This window comes from Candidatus Microbacterium colombiense (genome assembly GCA_029203165.1).
GTDB lineage: Bacteria > Actinomycetota > Actinomycetes > Actinomycetales > Microbacteriaceae > Microbacterium > Microbacterium colombiense.
In genome coordinates, this window is record CP119308.1 from 116,562 (window position 1) to 133,740 (window position 17,179).

The 17,179-nt window shown below is 69.2% G+C and carries 23 protein-coding genes; 12 read left to right on the forward strand and 11 right to left on the reverse strand.

The window, feature by feature from the left end:
* Positions 1-92: 92 nt before the first annotated feature.
* Genes P0Y60_00585 through P0Y60_00595 form a run of 3 tightly spaced genes read left to right on the forward strand, consistent with a single transcriptional unit; the run spans position 93 to position 1,118 of the window.
* Positions 93-299 (forward strand): ribbon-helix-helix protein, CopG family, encoded by a 207-nt coding sequence (locus P0Y60_00585; protein ID WEK61287.1) that lies wholly within the window; start codon positions 93-95, stop codon positions 297-299.
* The gene (locus tag P0Y60_00590; GenBank protein ID WEK61288.1) at positions 296-679 is read left to right on the forward strand and encodes a type II toxin-antitoxin system death-on-curing family toxin; all 384 of its coding nucleotides are present in this window, start codon (positions 296-298) and stop codon (positions 677-679) included. The genes P0Y60_00585 and P0Y60_00590 overlap by 4 nt, the downstream gene beginning before the upstream one ends.
* Before the next feature lie 34 nt (positions 680-713).
* Entirely contained in the window at positions 714-1,118 is a 405-nt protein-coding gene (locus tag P0Y60_00595; GenBank protein ID WEK61289.1) for a phage holin family protein, read from the forward strand.
* A 91-nt stretch (positions 1,119-1,209) separates the two neighbouring features.
* Here P0Y60_00595 and P0Y60_00600 read toward each other — a convergent pair whose 3' ends face one another.
* Positions 1,210-2,490, reverse strand: a complete 1,281-nt coding sequence (locus tag P0Y60_00600; protein ID WEK61290.1) for a hypothetical protein — start codon at positions 2,488-2,490, stop codon at positions 1,210-1,212.
* On the reverse strand, positions 2,487-2,750 hold the full coding sequence (locus P0Y60_00605) for a hypothetical protein (GenBank protein WEK61291.1): 264 nt from the start codon (positions 2,748-2,750) through the stop codon (positions 2,487-2,489). Before P0Y60_00605 ends, P0Y60_00600 begins: the two co-directional genes overlap by 4 nt.
* Positions 2,751-2,921: 171 nt before the next feature.
* On the opposite strand from P0Y60_00605, the gene P0Y60_00610 reads away from it, so the two are divergent.
* Positions 2,922-3,434: a low molecular weight phosphotyrosine protein phosphatase gene (locus P0Y60_00610; GenBank protein WEK61292.1), complete on the forward strand. Its 513-nt coding sequence runs from the start codon at positions 2,922-2,924 to the stop codon at positions 3,432-3,434.
* 23 nt (positions 3,435-3,457) lie between these two features.
* The gene (gene purB, locus P0Y60_00615) at positions 3,458-4,840 is read left to right on the forward strand and encodes an adenylosuccinate lyase (protein ID WEK62835.1); all 1,383 of its coding nucleotides are present in this window, start codon (positions 3,458-3,460) and stop codon (positions 4,838-4,840) included.
* 189 nt (positions 4,841-5,029) lie between these two features.
* On the opposite strand, the gene P0Y60_00620 is transcribed toward purB, so the two are convergent.
* The 4 genes from P0Y60_00620 to P0Y60_00635 form a co-directional block, all read right to left on the reverse strand.
* The gene (locus tag P0Y60_00620; GenBank protein WEK61293.1) at positions 5,030-6,463 is read right to left on the reverse strand and encodes an MFS transporter; all 1,434 of its coding nucleotides are present in this window, start codon (positions 6,461-6,463) and stop codon (positions 5,030-5,032) included.
* 28 nt (positions 6,464-6,491) lie between these two features.
* On the reverse strand, positions 6,492-6,851 hold the full coding sequence (locus P0Y60_00625) for a hypothetical protein (protein WEK61294.1): 360 nt from the start codon (positions 6,849-6,851) through the stop codon (positions 6,492-6,494).
* Entirely contained in the window at positions 6,848-7,525 is a 678-nt protein-coding gene (locus tag P0Y60_00630; GenBank protein ID WEK61295.1) for an acyl-CoA synthetase, read from the reverse strand. Before P0Y60_00630 ends, P0Y60_00625 begins: the two co-directional genes overlap by 4 nt.
* 113 nt (positions 7,526-7,638) lie before the next feature.
* Positions 7,639-8,475, reverse strand: coding sequence for a sulfurtransferase (locus P0Y60_00635; GenBank protein WEK61296.1), 837 nt, complete (start codon positions 8,473-8,475; stop codon positions 7,639-7,641).
* A gap of 129 nt (positions 8,476-8,604) precedes the next feature.
* Here P0Y60_00635 and P0Y60_00640 point away from each other — a divergent pair, with 129 nt between their 5' ends.
* Genes P0Y60_00640 through P0Y60_00660 form a run of 5 tightly spaced genes read left to right on the forward strand, consistent with a single transcriptional unit; the run spans position 8,605 to position 12,055 of the window.
* Complete coding sequence (locus tag P0Y60_00640) at positions 8,605-9,489, forward strand: DMT family transporter (GenBank protein WEK61297.1); 885 nt, start codon at positions 8,605-8,607, stop codon at positions 9,487-9,489.
* 27 nt (positions 9,490-9,516) lie between these two features.
* Positions 9,517-10,176 carry a GTP cyclohydrolase II gene (locus tag P0Y60_00645; GenBank protein ID WEK61298.1) on the forward strand — a complete coding sequence of 220 codons (660 nt, stop codon included), beginning with the start codon at positions 9,517-9,519 and terminating at the stop codon, positions 10,174-10,176.
* 17 nt (positions 10,177-10,193) lie between these two features.
* Positions 10,194-10,667 carry a MarR family transcriptional regulator gene (locus P0Y60_00650; GenBank protein WEK61299.1) on the forward strand — a complete coding sequence of 158 codons (474 nt, stop codon included), beginning with the start codon at positions 10,194-10,196 and terminating at the stop codon, positions 10,665-10,667.
* A 57-nt stretch (positions 10,668-10,724) separates the two neighbouring features.
* Positions 10,725-11,624: a helix-turn-helix transcriptional regulator gene (locus P0Y60_00655; protein WEK61300.1), complete on the forward strand. Its 900-nt coding sequence runs from the start codon at positions 10,725-10,727 to the stop codon at positions 11,622-11,624.
* A 59-nt stretch (positions 11,625-11,683) separates the two neighbouring features.
* Positions 11,684-12,055 carry a helix-turn-helix transcriptional regulator gene (locus P0Y60_00660; protein WEK61301.1) on the forward strand — a complete coding sequence of 124 codons (372 nt, stop codon included), beginning with the start codon at positions 11,684-11,686 and terminating at the stop codon, positions 12,053-12,055.
* A gap of 159 nt (positions 12,056-12,214) precedes the next feature.
* Here the strand turns inward: P0Y60_00660 and P0Y60_00665 are convergent, their stop codons facing one another.
* Both P0Y60_00665 and P0Y60_00670 read right to left on the reverse strand, forming a co-directional pair.
* A complete protein-coding gene (locus P0Y60_00665; protein WEK61302.1) occupies positions 12,215-12,808 on the reverse strand; it encodes an ATP-dependent Clp protease proteolytic subunit in 594 nt (197 codons plus the stop codon).
* Positions 12,805-13,419, reverse strand: coding sequence for an ATP-dependent Clp protease proteolytic subunit (locus P0Y60_00670; GenBank protein ID WEK61303.1), 615 nt, complete (start codon positions 13,417-13,419; stop codon positions 12,805-12,807). The genes P0Y60_00665 and P0Y60_00670 overlap by 4 nt, the downstream gene beginning before the upstream one ends.
* Positions 13,420-13,547: 128 nt before the next feature.
* Between P0Y60_00670 and P0Y60_00675 the strand changes: the two genes are divergently transcribed.
* Entirely contained in the window at positions 13,548-14,030 is a 483-nt protein-coding gene (locus P0Y60_00675) for a hotdog domain-containing protein (GenBank protein ID WEK61304.1), read from the forward strand.
* A gap of 30 nt (positions 14,031-14,060) precedes the next feature.
* Here P0Y60_00675 and P0Y60_00680 read toward each other — a convergent pair whose 3' ends face one another.
* Positions 14,061-14,615, reverse strand: coding sequence for a hypothetical protein (locus P0Y60_00680; GenBank protein WEK61305.1), 555 nt, complete (start codon positions 14,613-14,615; stop codon positions 14,061-14,063).
* 48 nt (positions 14,616-14,663) lie between these two features.
* Positions 14,664-15,884 (reverse strand): PLP-dependent aspartate aminotransferase family protein, encoded by a 1,221-nt coding sequence (locus tag P0Y60_00685; GenBank protein WEK61306.1) that lies wholly within the window; start codon positions 15,882-15,884, stop codon positions 14,664-14,666.
* 112 nt (positions 15,885-15,996) lie between these two features.
* Between P0Y60_00685 and P0Y60_00690 the strand changes: the two genes are divergently transcribed.
* Positions 15,997-16,473, forward strand: a complete 477-nt coding sequence (locus P0Y60_00690; protein ID WEK61307.1) for an Lrp/AsnC family transcriptional regulator — start codon at positions 15,997-15,999, stop codon at positions 16,471-16,473.
* Positions 16,474-16,588: 115 nt separating this feature from the next.
* On the opposite strand, the gene P0Y60_00695 is transcribed toward P0Y60_00690, so the two are convergent.
* Positions 16,589-17,017 (reverse strand): hypothetical protein, encoded by a 429-nt coding sequence (locus P0Y60_00695; GenBank protein WEK61308.1) that lies wholly within the window; start codon positions 17,015-17,017, stop codon positions 16,589-16,591.
* Positions 17,018-17,179 lie beyond the last annotated feature (162 nt).

Sequence of the window (17,179 nt, forward strand, 5' to 3'; positions counted from 1 at the left end):
GTCTAGAAGTCGGGGGTGCGGCGGCGGTCCCGGATGCCGGGGATTCTCCCGCATCCCTGTCGGAGGCGAGGGCCCGGTAGTACCATTTTGGTATGGCGATGACCGTGCGGCTTCCGGAAGACCTCGATGCGCAGCTGGGCGAGCTGGCCGCGCGACGGCACACCTCCAAGCACGCCCTCCTGATCGAAGCGGCCGACCGGTTCGTGCGGGACTCCTCGCGCACCGCCGAGGTGAACTCCGCTGTCGACTTCGTCCTCAGCAATGACAGGGTCCTCCTGGAGCGCCTCGAAGACGCATGACCGAGTACCTCACGTTGGAAGACGGCCTGCTCATCGTCGACCGTCTCGGCTTCCACGTACGCGACGCCGGTCTGCTCGCGTCCGCGCTGGCACGGCCCGCCGCATCGCTCTTCGGCGACGACGCGTATCCGACGATCGACCGCAAGGGCGCTGCCCTCTTGGAATCGCTGGCGCGGAACCATCCGTTGTTCGATGGGAACAAACGCACATCCTGGACGAGTTTCGTGGCGTTTCTCTGGATCAACGGGTGGAAGCACGACTTCTCCACCGATGACGCATTCGACCTGGTGGTCGGAGTCGCGTCGGGCACAATCGATCTCGATGAGTCCGAGCGGCGCATTCAGACCCACCGCGTGCGCCGCGACGACGCGAACCGCTGACATCCCCGGCCGATCGTGGAAGACTGATCGCACCATGCGCTTCATCATCCGAGTCGTCGTCAACGCGTTCGCCCTCTGGGTCGTGACGCTGATCCCTGCCCTGCAGGTGCAGATCACCGCGTTCCCGCCCGCCGAGACACTGCAGCTCGTGCTGACGCTCTTGGCCGTCGCCGCGATCTTCGCCCTGGTGAACACCATCATCGGGACGGTCGTGAAGATCGTCGCCTTCCCGCTCTACATCCTCACCTTCGGTCTCATCGGCTTCCTGATCAACGGCTTCCTGTTGTGGCTCACGGCCTGGATCACGAGCGGCTTCGGCTGGGGCCTCACGGTGGGCGACTTCTGGTGGGGCGTGCTCGCCGCGATCATCATCTCGGTGATCAACGGACTGTTCGGCTTCATCCTGCGCCCGCAGAACAAGCGCTCGCGCCGCGACTGACCGACTCACCCGACTGACCGACTGACCGACTGACCGACTGACCGACTGACCGACAGCGTCGGCCGCACCGCACCGCCACTATTCGCCGCCACTACTCATCGCGCGTGGCCCGGTACTCGGTCGCCGTGATCTCCACCGCGTCGTCGAGCTCCGCCCAGTAGTCGTCGAGCGCCCGCACCCGCACGTCGCCCGACTCATCGACCTGCTCGGCGGTGTCGATGTACGCCTCGAGCTGGTGCGGCGCCAACGCGAGGTCCTGGAAGCCGCGCGCCGGATCGCCCACCCGCTCCGCCGTGAAGCTGTCGGAAGATCCGGTGCCTTCCGGGGATCCACCGGCCGCCAGGGCCGACACCACGTCGTCGGTATGCCGCAGCTGGACGATCACCTGGTCATCACGCAGCGTGGGCTCGACGGGACTCCCGGCGGTGATCTGCACCTGCACGTCGTAATCGCTCTCCATCGAGAGATGAGCCGCGATCGCTCCGCCCTGCGAGTGGGCCACGACATCCACCCGATCTCCCGGCTCCGCACCGGCCTGGGCGAGTGCGTCGAGCGTCGCCTGATACGACGCCGACGTCTCACCCCCGTAGAGCTGCACGTTCGAGCGCATGTCCCAGGGCTCCGAACCGCCGTTCGCCACGGATTGGGATCCCTTGACGTAGGCCACGAAGCGACGGGTGCCGTCGGGCATCACGTAGCGATCGACCCTGACCTGCGCGCCGGCCGCAGACGGGAAGCGCCGGAACGCCTCAGCGATGCCGGACGGTGCGCCGGTGGGCGTCGTCGTCCGCACGGCAGTGACGGTCACGGGGTCGGCGGTGCCCCGCAGCGTCATGCCGGGGAGCACCTTCCCCAGCCCGGTCACGACCCCGCCCAGAGCGCCGCCGATGAACAGCGGTGATACGAATCCGCCGAGATCGAACTGCCCCAGAAGACCGTCGAAACGACCCTCCCGCCACTCGTCCACGAGCCAGTCGACCATCGCCGACACCCGAGTATCGGCCGCCAGCAACCGATCGATGCGCGCCTGCACCGAGGCGGCGGCCGCGGCATCCGTCACCGCCAATGCCTCGGCCCGTGCGCGAAGCTCCACCACCTCGTACGCGTCGGCCATGAGCAGCGTGCCTTCGCTCGCCCTCCGGCAGTCCGCCGACAACGACGTCAGCTGATCACCGCTCGCGCCCAACGTCGCCGCATCGAGCCACCCGTCGAAATGCTCGTCGCGCGAGACGATCTCGCGTGCACGCTCGACAGCCGTGCGCGCATCGTCGAACTGCGTGCACAACGCCACCAGTCGCGTGCCGATGTCGCGCAGGATCTCGGTGTCGACGGCGATCGCTCCGCCATACCGGATGTCGAGATCCTCGCTCACGCCTCCCCCATCCGGCTCAGCTCCCACGCGCGCACATGCAGCTCGCCCATCGTGGTCTCGGCGCGAGACTGCAACCCCCGCAGCAGATCGTGCAGCGCGCGCACCCCGTCGGCATGCCACTCACTGGCGGCCACGAGCGCGCGCAGGCCACCGGCGGCCTCTTCGACGGCGGTGAGCGCGCGGCCCACCTCGCGCGTGGCCAGGAACCAGTTCCAGAACTGATCGGACGAGCCGCTCTCGGCGAGCATGAAGGAGTACATGACTCCAGCATCCTCAGTCCACCACCGGATGATTGACCGGGATCACGGCGGTTGTGGAGTGTTCGACGACGTCCGCGACGGTGCAGGAACAGTGAGCCATCGACGCGCGCGAGCCGACCGTCTTCCCGCCCGCGACTGTGCAGGAGCGCACACTGCGGGCAGAATGGACGGGTGACATCCCCGGATCCCTTCCGCGTGATCTTCGTCTGCACGGGGAACATCTGCCGCTCGCCCATGGCCGAGGTGGTCTTCCGCGATCTCGCCGAACGGCAGGGACTCGGATCGCGCATCGTCTCACGGAGCGCCGGCACAGGCGATTGGCACCTCGGCGAGCGCGCCGACCACCGCACGATCGACTCGCTCGCCCGCCGCGGCTACGACGGCTCGCAGCATCGCGCACGCCAGTTCACCCAGCTCTCCTTCGCCGACAACGACCTCGTGGTCGCCCTCGACCGCACGCACGAGCGGATCCTGCGGGAATGGGCGCACAACGAAGACGAAGAGGGCAAGGTCACGCTCCTCCTCGCGTTCGACCCGGATGCGACGACCCACGACGTGCCCGACCCCTACTACGCGGGCACCGACATGTTCGATTCCGTGCTCGGTATGATTGAGGCGTCGACTCGGGGCCTGTTCCGCCAGCTCGAACCCGCCCTACGACTCCCCCGCACTCCCCGTATCTGACGGGCCCGATCAGGAGGACTCCCCTGACTTTCCAGCCTTCGCTTCCGCCGCAGCCCCTGAGCCCCCTCGACGGTCGCTACCGCGCCGCCGTCACGGGCCTCGCCGACTTCCTCTCCGAGGCCGGCCTCAACCGCGCCCGGGTCGAGGTCGAGGTCGAATGGCTGATCGCCCTCACCGATCGCTCGCTGTTCGAGACCGCTCCGCTGTCGGATGCCGACAAGGAGCGCCTGCGCGCGCTGTACCGCGACTTCGGTCAGACCGAGATCGACTGGCTCGCCGAGAAGGAAGCCGTCACGCGTCACGACGTCAAGGCCATCGAGTACCTCGTGCGCGATCGGCTCTCGACCCTCGGGCTCGATGCGATCTCCGAGCTCACCCACTTCGCATGCACGAGCGAGGACATCAACTCGGTCTCGTACGCCCTCACCGTGAAGCGCGCGGTCGAGAGCGTCTGGCTGCCCGCCCTCGACGGGGTCATCGCCAAGCTGCGTGAGATCGCGGTCGAGCATGCGGACGCCGCGATGCTCTCCCGCACCCACGGCCAGCCCGCCACGCCCTCGACGATGGGCAAGGAGATCGCCGTGTTCGCGTGGCGTCTCGAGCGCGTGCGCGACCAGATCGCGGCATCCGACTACCTGGCGAAGTTCTCGGGCGCGACCGGCACCTGGTCGGCGCACCTGTCTGCAGACCCCGACGCGGACTGGCCGACGATCGCCCGCGAGTACGTCGAGGGGCTCGGCCTGGGCTTCAACATCCTCACCACCCAGATCGAGTCGCACGACTGGCAGGTCGAGCTCTACGACCGCGTGCGTCACGCCGGCGGCATCCTGCACAACCTCGCCACCGACATCTGGACCTACATCTCGCTCGGCTACTTCGCGCAGATCCCCGTGGCGGGTGCCACCGGATCGTCGACCATGCCGCACAAGATCAACCCGATCCGGTTCGAGAACGCCGAGGCGAACCTCGAGCTCTCGGGCGCCCTGCTCGGCTCGCTCTCGCAGACGCTCGTCACGAGCCGCCTGCAGCGCGACCTCACCGACTCGACCACGCAGCGCAACATCGGCGTCGCGTTCGGGCACTCGCTGCTCGCGCTCGACAACCTGCGCCGCGGGCTCAACGAGATCTCGCTCTCGCGCGACGTGCTGCTGGCCGACCTCGACGTGAACTGGGAAGTGCTCGCCGAGGCGATCCAGACCGTGATCCGTGCCGAGGTCGTGGCCGGCCGCTCGACGATCAGCGACCCCTACGCGCTGCTCAAGGAGCTCACCCGCGGACACCGCGTCGGCGGAGCGGAACTGGCCGAGTTCGTGCAGGGTCTGGAGATCGGCGACGCCGCGAAGCAGCGCCTCCTCGCGCTGACACCGGCGACGTACACGGGCATCGCGGAACGCCTCGCCCGCTGATTCCGGCGGTGGTCGCCGGGCGCCCGGTGCCCCCGGTACGCCCCGGTGCGCCCGGGTGCACGTTCACAACTCCGGAGAAACGTGCGACCGCGCGCTCGCACCCCGCGGAACTACGGGCGCGGCGTCGGTGCGACCCGTCGTTCTTGCGGAGTTATGAACGCCAAGCACCACCAGCCGCACCCGACCGAACTAGGCCCCGACTTCGCCCGATCGACTCTGGACCGCGTCCTTCGGCATGAACGTCACCGCGATCAACGTGAGCACGGCGGTCACCGCGGCGCCGACGAACACCCAGACCGAGGCGTCCACGATCGTGCCGGGGTCGTCCGGCCCCGCGCCCTGCGCGATCACCGCGTTCGAGATCGCCCCGAACACCGCGACCCCCAGTGCGCTTCCGGCCGACCGCGCGAAGGCGTTCATGCCGGTCACCGCGCCGCGCTCGCCCCATCCGACCGAGGCCTGGGCGGCGATCAGCGTGGGCGCGGCGGTCCAGCCCAGCCCGAAGCCGAGCACGAAGGCGATGCCGGCGACCGTGAACGGGCTCGGCCAGGGCGAGACGATGGCGAGCACGAGCGCGGCGGTCGTCGTGATGCTCATGCCGATGAGCGCCGTGCGACGGAACCCGATGCGCAGGTACAGTCGGCCGACGTTGGCCGCGGCGATCGGCCACCCGAGCGTCAGGGCGGCGACGGCGAGCCCCGACAGCAGCGGCACGATCCCGATCGACCCCTCCAGGTACGCGGGCGCGAAGCTGGTGATGCCGGTCAGCAGCGCTCCCACACCGAGCGAGACGATCGTGGTGCTGAGGATGAGCGGGCGCGCCGCGAGTCGCAGGTCGACGATCGGCTCGGCGACCCGCCGCTCCACCCATCCGAATGCGGCGAGCGCCAGGATGCCGACACCGAAGCAGATCGCGCTGGGCACCGAGATCCACGCCCAGGCGTTGCCGCCCTCGAGCATCCCCAGGATGAGGCCGGTGAGTCCGAGCGTGAGCAGCACCGCTCCGCCGTAGTCGATGCGGTGGCGCTGCGTCTGCTTCTTCTCGTGGTATTTGCGCAGCAGCATCCATGCGGCGAGCAGGCACAGCGGGACGTTGACGAAGAAGATCCACCGCCAGGCGTCGAGCTGCGCGAACAGGCCGCCCAGCGCGGGGCCGACCACCGAGGAGACCGCCCACACGCTCGCGATGTATCCCTGCACCTTGGCGCGCTCGGCGACCGTGTAGATGTCGCCGACGATCGTCATGGCCATCGGTGCGACCGCACCGGCGCCGAGGCCCTGGATGACGCGGAACGCGATCAGCGAGGGCATGTTCCAGGCGAAGCCGCAGAGGATGGACCCGAGCAGGAACAGGGAGATGCCGAGGAGGATGATCGGCTTGCGGCCGACCGTGTCGGCGAAGCGCGAGTAGATGGGAACGCTCACGGCCTGCGCCAGCAGATAGACCGAGAACAGCCAGGGGAACTGCTGGTAGTTGCCGAGGTCACGCACGATGCTGGGCACCGCGGTCGCGAGGATCGTCGCGTCGATCGCGATGAGTCCGGTCGAGAGCATCAGCGCCCCGAGCACCGGTCCGCGGGCGGAGCGCAGTCCCACGGATGCGCGGTCGACGGAGGCGGTCACCTCAGGCACAAGCCGCGGCGACGCACGACTATTCCTTGCGGTCGGAGGCCGCGTCGCCGGAGGCTGCGTCGGTGCCGCTCTCGGGCTCCGGGTCGTAGAGCACCGGACGGTCGACCGTCTTGGTCACCGCGGCCGGGTCGACGGCGAGGATCAGCATCGACAGGATCAGCAGCGTGGCGATGAACGCGCCGCCGCCCACGACGAGGCCGAGCACGACGGGGGTGAGGCCGTCGTATGTGCCGTTGGCGATCGCGGTGTTGACCCGGAGCGTGAACGCGCCGGTCGTCACCAGGGTCACCACCATCGCGAAGACACCGCACCCCAGGGCGATCCCCAGCAGGTGCAGCGGACGCAGGATGTCCCGACGGGTCGGCTTCTCGTCGCTCATCGGTCTCCTCCGAGCTCGGCAGTCGTCGACGGTGCGGCAGCTGCCGTGTCGTCGGGAACGTCGTCGGATGCGGTGGCGGTGGCCACGGCATCCGCCCGACGCGGGGTCAGGCCGGCGATGCCGAGGAAGACCGCGACGATGGCCGCGTATCCGCCGAAGATGCCGACGCCCAGGATGATGCCGGACAGCACGAAGGTGCCGGCCTTGTCGATCGTGTACTCCTGCAGGAATCCGGCCGGGATGAGCAGCAGCGCCAGCGCGAGCAGCACGCCGAAGGCGCCCACCGTGATCGCATCGCGTGCGAGCGGGTCGGCGGTGCGGCGCGCGCGGAACCCGGCGAGCAGTTCGATCCCACCCGTCAGCAGGCCCCACGTCACGACGACGATGAAGAAGAGGTCATCCGTGCGCCACATCGGGATGCCGGTGACCATGCCCGCGACGATGCCCAGTGCCCCCTGCAGCACCGACGGCCAGCGGGATCCGGCAGGCAGCACGAGCCACGCGGCGAGGATCTGCACCAGGGCGGTCACGAGCACGAAGCCGCTGAACACGGCCAGTCCGACCGGGGCCGAGTGGTCGGAGGAGAAGGTGATCATCAGCGCAGCGGCGGCCGCGAACAGCGCGCGCAGCAACTGGACGTGGCGCGCGGTGAACGCGCGAGCAGGGGCAGACATGACGATGCAGAGTCCTCCGGGGTGTTCCCCCCAGTCTACGCGGGGGCGCGGAGTGGATGCCGCCGCCGGTCGCGGTGACCTCGCTTCGGTACGGGCGGCGGTGCCGCCGTCGCTCAGCCGGGCTGGTCGCCGGTGGCGATCGGGCGTCCGGGGGTGTTCGACCACTGGCTCCACGAACCGGGGAAGACCTTCGCCTCGATGCCGACCTCGTCGAGGATCAGCACGGTGTGCGCGGCGGTGATGCCCGACCCGCAATAGGCGGCGACGGAGGAGCCCGGAACCACACCCACGCTCTCGAACGTCTTCAGCACCGTGGTGCGGTCGAGGATCCTGCCCTCCGGGTCGAGGTGCAACCCGGTCGGGAGGTTCACGGCACCGGGGATGTGCCCGGCCACAGGGTCCAGCGGCTCGGTCTCGCCGCTGTAGCGCTCGGGCGCGCGCACGTCGAGCAGCACGCCGGATGCCGGGAACGCGGCGGCCTCATCGATCGACAGCGCCTCGCCGCCGATCTCGTCGAGCACGACGTCGCCCGCGTCGGGCGTGACATCGTCGGTGGCGAGCGGGAGGTTGGCCGCGATCCACGCACGGATGCCGCCCGCGAGAACCCGCACGTCGACTCCGGCCTGGCGCAGCAGCCACCAGGCGCGCGCCGCGGCGAGGCCCTTCGCATCGTCATAGGCGACCACCACATCGCCGGCGTTCACACCCCAGCGCCGCGCCGCCGTCTGCAGCCTCTCGGTCGAAGGCAGCGGGTGGCGGCCCTCCGATGGTTCGCCGTGCGTGGCCAGTTCGTCATGCAGGGGCACGTAGACCGCACCCGGGATGTGCCCGCTCGCGTACTCCGCGTGACCGTCGGGCTTGTCCAACCGCCACCGCACGTCGAGCACGCGCACGGGCGCGCCTCCGGTCAGCAGCTCGTTCAGCTCATCGACGGTCGTGAAGTTGCTCATTCTGCGAGGCTACCCAGTCGCCTCGGCAGGGGGGCGCGGATGACCGTTTCTGACGTCGAGCGTCACACCGTCTCGGCGCTAGGCTCGATCCGGCACCGTCGAGAACACCGTCGAGAAAGGGCCTCTTCCATGCCCTCCACTCTGCGCTGGATGCGCCTCCGCCCGCAGGAGGCCGCCCTCATCGGCATCACCGCCGTCTGGGGCAGCACGTTCCTGCTCGTGCACTGGGCGATGCAGCACTCGGGTCCCTGGTTCTTCGTCGGCATCCGTTTCCTGGTGGCCGGGCTCATCAGCGTCGTGATCTTCCGGCGCGTGCTGCGCGGCATCCGCTGGCGCGACATCGGCGCGGGTGTCGCGATCGGCGTGATGATCTACCTCGGCTACGGCCTGCAGACCCTCGGACTGCAGACGATCAACAGCAGCACCTCCGCCTTCATCACGGCGATGTACGTGCCGCTCGTGCCGTTCGCGCAGTGGGCGGTGTTCCGCAAGCGTCCACCGACGATGGCGTTCGTCGGCGCGGGTCTGGCGTTCGTCGGCCTACTGCTGATCGCCGGTCCGGACGCGTTCGCCCTCACCCTCGGCACGGGCGAGATCGCGACCATGATCAGCACCCTGCCGATCGCGGCGGAGATCATCCTCATCAGTGTGTTCGCGGGCAAGATCGACCTCGGCCGCATCACCGTGATCCAGCTGCTCACCGCCGGTGTGCTCGGGCTGCTCACGATGCCGGTCGTCGGGGAGGGGTTCCCCGAGTTCTCGTGGATCTGGGTCGGCTGTGCGGTGGGTCTGGGCGCGGCGAGCTGCCTCATCCAGCTCACGATGAACTGGGCACAGAAGTCGGTCTCGCCCACGCGCGCGACGATCATCTACGCCGGTGAGCCGGTGTGGGCGGGCGTCATCGGACGCATCGCCGGCGAGCGCCTGCCCGTGACCGCGCTGATCGGCGGCGCGCTCGTGGTGCTCGGCATACTGGCCAGCGAGCTGAAGTTCGTGCGCCGACGGCGGGAATAGAAACGATCGCGGCGTGTTTCACCCCACATGATTGAAACTTCAACCGTCGTTCCGGTCGCGACCGAGCGCACGCGCGTGCGTGTGCCGCTGCGCTTCGGTGACGGATTCTCCACCACGGCCGACGTCGTCACCTTCGACGGACTGGTCGACGGCCGCGAACACCTCCTCCTCGGCCTGGGCGACTGGCGCGCCGCACTCGAGCGTGCGGCCGACGGCGGCGATGCGCCCCTCGTGCGCCCGCACAGCGAATGCCTGACGGGCGACGTCTTCGGATCGGAACGCTGCGACTGCGGCCCGCAGCTGCGCGAAGCCGCCGAACGCATCGCCGACGAGGGTGGTTTCCTGCTCTACCTGCGGCAGGAAGGCCGCGGCATCGGCCTCTACGCCAAGCTCGACGCCTACGCGCTGCAGGATGCCGGACTCGACACCTACGAAGCCAACGTCGCGCTGGGCCACGGCGAGGACGAGCGCGACTACACGGTCGCCGCCCAGATGCTGCGCGCTGTGGGAGTCGACGGCATCCGCCTGCTGAGCAACAACCCCGACAAGGCCGTGCAGCTCGAAGCGCTGGGCATCGCGGTCACCGAACGCGTGCGCACCGAGGTGCACCTGTCGGAGGCGAACACCCGCTACCTGCAGGCCAAGCGGGATCACACCTCCCACACGCTCGATCTGTCAGCGGCGTGACCCCCGAGGAGCGCACCATGACAGCGGAGCGTGTGCACCCGCGGCGGCTCGACGACACCGAGATGGAGACCTGGCTCCCCGTCATCCGTTTCGTGCAGCTGCTGCCGCAGGTTCTCGACCGCACGCTGAAGGACGAGGTCGGCCTCAACCACGCGCGGTACGCGATCCTCGTGACGCTCGCCGGTCAGGGCGAGGGCGTCGTGACGATGACCGAGCTCGCCCGGATCGCCGGCCTGAGCAGGTCGCGGCTGAGCCACGCGCTCGACTCGCTCGAGGAGAAGGGCTGGGTCTCACGCACCTCCTGCAGCACCGACAAGCGCACCCTGTCGGCTGCGCTCACCGAGGCCGGTCGCGAGATGCTGCGCACCGCGGCCCCCGTGCACGTCGAGCAGGTGCGCGAACTCGTGCTCGATCCGCTCACGGCCGAGGAGCGCGATCAGCTCGGCGCGATCCTCGGAAAGCTGTTGCCCGGCGTGACCGCTGCGCTCTAGCTCCCCGGTACCACCAGTACCTCCCTCTCGCCGCACGGACGGCGTAGCGTCGACCTCATGGACACCCGCAGCGAAGTGCGCGAGTTCCTCTCGACGAGGCGCGCACGCATCACCCCTGATCAGGCCGGTCTCCCGACCTTCGGTGGAAACCGGCGCGTGCCGGGGCTGCGCCGCGAAGAGGTCTCCCTGCTCGCCGGCGTGAGCGTCGACTACTACACACGCCTCGAACGCGGCGACCTGTCGGGGGCATCCGACAGCGTGCTCGACGCTCTCGCCCGGGCCCTGCAGTTGGACGAGGCCGAGACCGCGCACCTGTTCGACCTCGCTCGCACGGCCAACACCTCGCCCGTGGCGCGCACGCCCCGCAAGAAGTCGGAAGTGCTGCGACCCAGCATCCTGCGCCTGTTGGATGCGATGACCGGGGCTCCGGCGTTGGTGCGCAACAGCTACTTCGACTACCTGGCCGGCAACGCGCTCGGTCGCGCGCTCTACGCCCCCGTGTTCGCCGAGCCGCAGCCGAACAGTGCACGCTTCGCGTTCCTCAATCCCGCAGCCCCGAACTTCTACGTCGACTGGGACCGCAACACCCAGGAACTCGTCGCCGCCATGCGGGGCGAGGCCGGCCGCAACCCGTTCGACCGGAGGCTGACCGACCTCGTCGGCGAGCTGTCGACGAGAAGCGACCGGTTCCGGTCGTTGTGGGCGGCGCACAACGTGCGGTTCCACCGCACCGGGGTGAAGCGCATCAACCATCCGGTCGTGGGCGAGCTGGAACTCACCTACGAGGCGTTCGAGCTGCCCGCCGACCCCGGGCTGCAGCTGTCGACCTACACCGTCGAGCCCGGAACCGCCTCGGCCGACAAGTTGACGATGCTCGCGAGCTGGGCGGCGACCGAGGCGGCAGCCGCCGCGCCCACCGACGAATCCGCCCCCGCTCCGGATCGCACCGAGGTGTGAGCTTTCTGCTCTGAGCAGAACGGCTCGAACCCGCCGGATGCCGCGGATTATCGTGAGGCATGGCCGACATCGTCCCGTTCCCGCGCGTACCCCGCACCGCTCGCCCCCGCCTCAGCGACCCCGAGCCGCTGTGGCGCCACCTGCTCGGTGACCAGCTGCGCCGACGACGACACGACCGTGACGAGACGCTCACCGAGACCGCCGAGAAGGCCGGCGTCTCGCCGCAGTACCTGTCGGAGGTCGAACGCGGACGCAAGGAGCCGTCGAGCGAGATGATCGCGGCGATCGCCGGCGCTCTCGACACGAGCCTGATCGAGTTGACCAGCGCCGTGGCCGAGGAGTTGCGGTCGACCGCAGTCCCGGCATCCGCCGCGGTCTCGGTGGCGGCCGTGGTCTCGGTGTCGGCCGGGGCCTTCGCCCTCGCTGCCTGAGCCGCGGCAGCCGGCCCGCCGCACGCCGTGCAGGGAGAGGTCCAGGACGCACGGTGATGTGACGGAATCCGCCCTGCATCGTGAACTTCTCCCTGCACAGCGAACAGGCACCCGCCACCCGAAAGCCCCCGACGTCCCCGTCGGCCCCGACGGCCCCGCTCAGTCGCCGCGCGCCCCCAGCACGGTGTCGATCAGCCCGTACTCCCGCGCCGCGGATGCCGTGAACACGCGGTCACGGTCGGTGTCGGCCCGCAGCTCCTCGACCGTGCGTCCGCTGTGCCGCGCGAGGATCGCCTCCATGTCGGATCGCACCCGCACCACCTCGTCGGCCGCGAGGATCAGGTCGGGGATCGCCCCGCGCGACTGGCCGGCCGGCTGATGCAGCACGATGCGCGCGTGCGCGAGCGCCGACCGCTCCCCCGGCGCTCCGGCCGCGACCAGCAACGCGGCCGGTCCGATCGCCTGACCGACGCAGGTCGTGGCGATGCGCGGACGGATGTGCTGCATCGTGTCGTAGATCGCCAGCGCAGCGCCCGGGTCGCCGCCCTCGCTGTTGATGTAGAACTGGATGCCGGTCTCCGGACTGTCGGCGTCGAGGTGCAGCAACTGCGCGATCAGCGCGTTCGCGACACCCGCGTCGATGCCGGTGCCGAGATAGATGACCCGCTCGGCGAGCAGGTGCGAGTAGACGTCCATGATGCGTTCCCCGCGCGGATGCTGCGCGATCACGTTCGGGATCGTGTAGCCGCTCATGCGCCCGCCCCCAATCCGACGCGGGCACGCCTGCGCGGCATCACCTCGGCGATCGAGCCGACGGTCGCGTCGATGAATCCGTACTCCAGCGCCTGCGCCGCGGTGTACCAGCGGTCGTGCAGCGAGTCCTCGAAGATGCGCTCGACCGGCTGACCCGTGTCGTCGGCGATGAGCCCGAGCACGGTGTCGCGCATGTGGCGCAGGTCGTCGGCCTGGGTCTCGATCTCGCCCGCCGAACCGCCGATGCCCGCCGACCCCTGATGCATGAGGATGCGCGCATGCGGCAGCGCCCGCCGCTTGCCGTGGGTGCCCGCCGAGAGCAGGAACTGCCCGGCGCTGCACGCGAGTCCGAGTGCGAGGGTCGTGACGTCGTTCGGGATCAGCCGCATGATGTCGCGGATCGCCAGCATCGACGGCACGGATCCGCCCGGGGAATGGATCCACAGGGCGATGTCGGTGGCGGGGTCTTCGGCCGACAGCGTGAGCATCTGCGTCATGAGCAGCGTGCCGTTGTCGTCGTCGAGGGCTCCGTCGAGCACCAGCACACGCTCGTGGAACAGGGCTCGACGGGCTTCGGCGCCGAACTGCGGAATGGGGGTGTCTTCGCTCATGCCCTCAGCATCCGTCGCCATCGGCAGCCGTTGGCACGATTCTGCCCTGGGCCGCTCTGCCCGCAGCAGACGCGCCCACGAAAACTCGTCGTAACACGGTGGACTCACGACGCTCCTAGCCTCGGATCATGGCCCCACAGAAGTCTCAGAAGACACCGAAACCGTCGGCATGGTCCGAAGACGGACTCAACTTCCGCACCCGCAAGTGGGTACGCCCCGAAGACCTCAATGCCAACGGGTCACTGTTCGGGGGGAGCCTGCTGAAGTGGATCGATGAAGAGGCCGCGATCTATGCGATCGTGCAGCTGGGCAACTACCGCGCCGTCACCAAGCACATCTCCGAGATCAACTTCGAGGCGTCGGCGGTGCAGGGCGACCTGATCGAGATCGGCCTGCAGGCCACGCAGTTCGGCACCACCTCGCTGACCATGCGGGCGGTCGCACGCAACATGATCACGCGCAAGCGCATCCTCACGATCGAGAAGATCGTGTTCGTGAGTCTCGACGATGACGGCGTGCCCACCCCGCACGGCTACGACGAGATCACATACAACCGCGACCGCATGCCGACAGAGCGTCTCGCCACGGGCACGATCCGCCTCCCGGGCTGACCCCGAATCGGCGCGTCGTCGGGCGGCCCGTCACAGAGGCGACGGCTCCAGCGGCTGCAATTCATCCCCGGATTCGCTCGTCCAGCTCGCAACGCGGCCGCAGATCATGACGAGAGCCTCGTGGAGATCCGCGCCCGCGCGGTGGAGCGCGTTGCCGCCCCACGACACCCAGACGGGGAACTCACCGTCCGGTGTGCGCGAGGAGGTATCCCACAGCAGGTAATCGCCGTTCTCGCTCCACCCGAAGACGTCGAGGGAGGCCACGAGCTCCCAGGAACCGTCCGGCTCGACCATCCAATCGAACTCCTCGACGTGGCCGTCCTCATAGGCCTCGCGGAACCGCCGCGTCAGCGCGCCACCGCGCCCGGACAGACCGTCCGCCCAGCCGGCGAGCACCGGCGGGTAGATCAACCACAGTCCGACGAGACGCGCCCAGCCCGCGTGACGAACGTATCCGCGATACGACGGCGGGAAACCGAGTCCGTCTGAGAAGCGGAACCCGTCGAGTTCCCCGAGGTCGACATGGGAGAGCGATGGCCGGCCGGAGACGCGCAGATCGGCGAAGGGCTGGTGGGGCACGGTCACGACCCTAGGCGAGGTCCGCAGGGAGCAACAAGACCGCCGAACCGGCGCTCAGGCCCGCACGACCTCGTCCGGCAGCGGTGAGGCGCCGACAGTGGCGGGCAGACTCCCGAACGCCTGAGCGAGGTCGGCGATCAGATCATCGGCGTTCTCGAGGCCGATCGAGAGGCGCAGCACGTCAGCAGCAGGGCGCGCCTCGGGCGGGACGGGCCGGTGGGTCAGCGCGGCGGGATGCTGGATCAGCGAGTCCACTCCCCCGAGCGAGACCGCGTGGGTGAACAGCCGGGTCGCCGTCGTGATCTCGGTTGCCGCGGCGAAGCCGCCCCGCATGCGCATCGCGATCATGGCGCCGGTGCCACGCATCTGCCGGTCGAGGATGCCGTGCGGGTCGCCGTCGAGTCCGGGGTAGAAGACCTCGTCGACCTCCGGCCGGTCGATCAGCCACTGCACGATCCGGCGCGCGTTCTCCTGCTGCTGCCGCATCCGTACCGGCAGGGTCGTGAGGCCGCGGTGCAGCAGGTACGCGCCGAGTGGATGCAGCAGTCCGCCCGTCACCGCCCGCACACGGCGCAGGGCTTCGGCGGTCTGCTCGCTGCAGGCCACGACGCCGGCGATCACGTCGCCGTGCCCTCCGAGATACTTCGTGGCGCTGTGCAGCGACATCGCGGCGCCCAGATCGATCGGGTTCTGCAGCACCGGCGTCGCGAACGTGTTGTCGACGACAACGGGCACGGTGCCCGCCTGCCGCACGACATCGGCGATGTCGACGAGCTCGAGGGTGGGATTCGCCGGCGTCTCGAGCACCACGAGCCCCGTGTCGGGACGGATGCTGCGCGCCACCTCATCCGGGTGGCAGTAGGTCGTCTGGACGCCGAGCAGACCGGAGCCGAGCAGGTGGTCGGTGCCCCCGTACAGCGGACGGACGGCGACGACGTGCCGGAGCCCCGTCGCACCCGTGTGCGCGAGGATCACCGCGGTCATCGCGGCCATGCCCGAGGCGAACGCCACGGATGCCTCGGCTTGCTCGAGCTCAGCCAGCGCATCCTCGAAGCGCGCGACCGTCGGGTTCCAGAGGCGTGCGTAGACCATGCTGCCGTCAGCGGGCGGACGGCCGCCGGTCGCCATCGCCTCGTACGAGTCGCCGCCGCGTTCGATGTCGGGCAGTGGGTTCGTCGTCGAGAGGTCGATCGGGAGCGCGTGGACTCCGAGCCCTTCGAGGTCGGAACGGCCGCTGTGCACGGCGACGGTGTCAGGATGCAGCGGTGCAGTCATGCTTCCACGTTGCCTGAATCACGGGAATATTGCCTCTGAACGACAGCATCCACCAGTTCTTAGGCCTGATTCGCTATTCTGAGCAATGATCGGCCGCACGAAAGGACCACTGTTGCCCAAAGCACAAGGCTCCCCGCTCGACGAGATCGACCTGGAACTGCTCGCCGTGCTCACACGCGACGCCGACATCACCAACAAGGCACTCGCCCATCGCCTGAACCTCGCCGAGTCGACCTGCGCGCACCGGGTACGTTCGCTGCGCGAGCGCGGCATCATCCGCGACACCCGCATCCGCCTCGATGAGGCCGCCGTCGGCTTCCCGCTGCAGGCGATCATCAAGGTACGTCTCGCCAACCACACGGGGCAGAAGGTCACGGCGCTGTTCGACGCACTGGCGAGCATCCCCCGCGCGCTGCAGGTGTTCCACGTCGCCGGCGTCGACGACTTCCTCGTGCACGTGGCCGTGGAGGACGCGACGGCGCTGCGTGACATCGTGCTCGAACACATCACGATCCATCCGGTCGTGCGCGGCACCGAGACGCAGCTCGTCTTCGAACTGCGCGACGGCGTAGGCCTGCTCACACGCTGAGCGTTCACAACTCCTCAAGACCGTGCCGCGCACGACGACCGGCAACCGGGATTCCGACCGCGGGCGGGCGAGGCGAGCAGGTTCTTGAGGAGTTGTGAACCGCCGACGCAGGAGATCAGGGCGTCGAGACGACCGCGATCGTTGATGTCGCCGTCGCCGGCATCCGCATCTGCGCCATCGGCGACACCGGTGCAGGCGCCGACACGGGCGCTGCAGCCGACACCGGAACCGCAGCCGACCGACGCGACGGCCGCCCGCCGTCGGCGACCGCGATGATGGCTCGCACCACTCCGCCGAGGATCAGCATCGCGGCGAGCGCCGCGCCCGAGGCGATCAACGGCAGCCACTGATTGGCGAAGGAGGCCGTGAAGCTCATCAAGGCGAACGGGATCCACAGCCCGACCGCGCCGCCGCTGAGCCCCCCGGCTCCACGCATGATCGCGACCCCCGCCACGATCGCACACACGGCGGCGAGCGCCGCCCCGATGATGCCCATCGGCACCATCACGGCCGCCAATCCGTTGGCAACTCCCAATGTCGACATCTTGACCCCCCGGTCTGCGGAACATCCGCTGGTTCCACATTAGGAAAGTGTCGACGAAAGCCCATCCGTCTCAGGTGCGATTCGCGTCATCCTGCAGGAGGATATTGATACTCCGCGAGCGCAGCCCGATCCGGGGTCGATCGGGCCCGATCGAACGGCCGG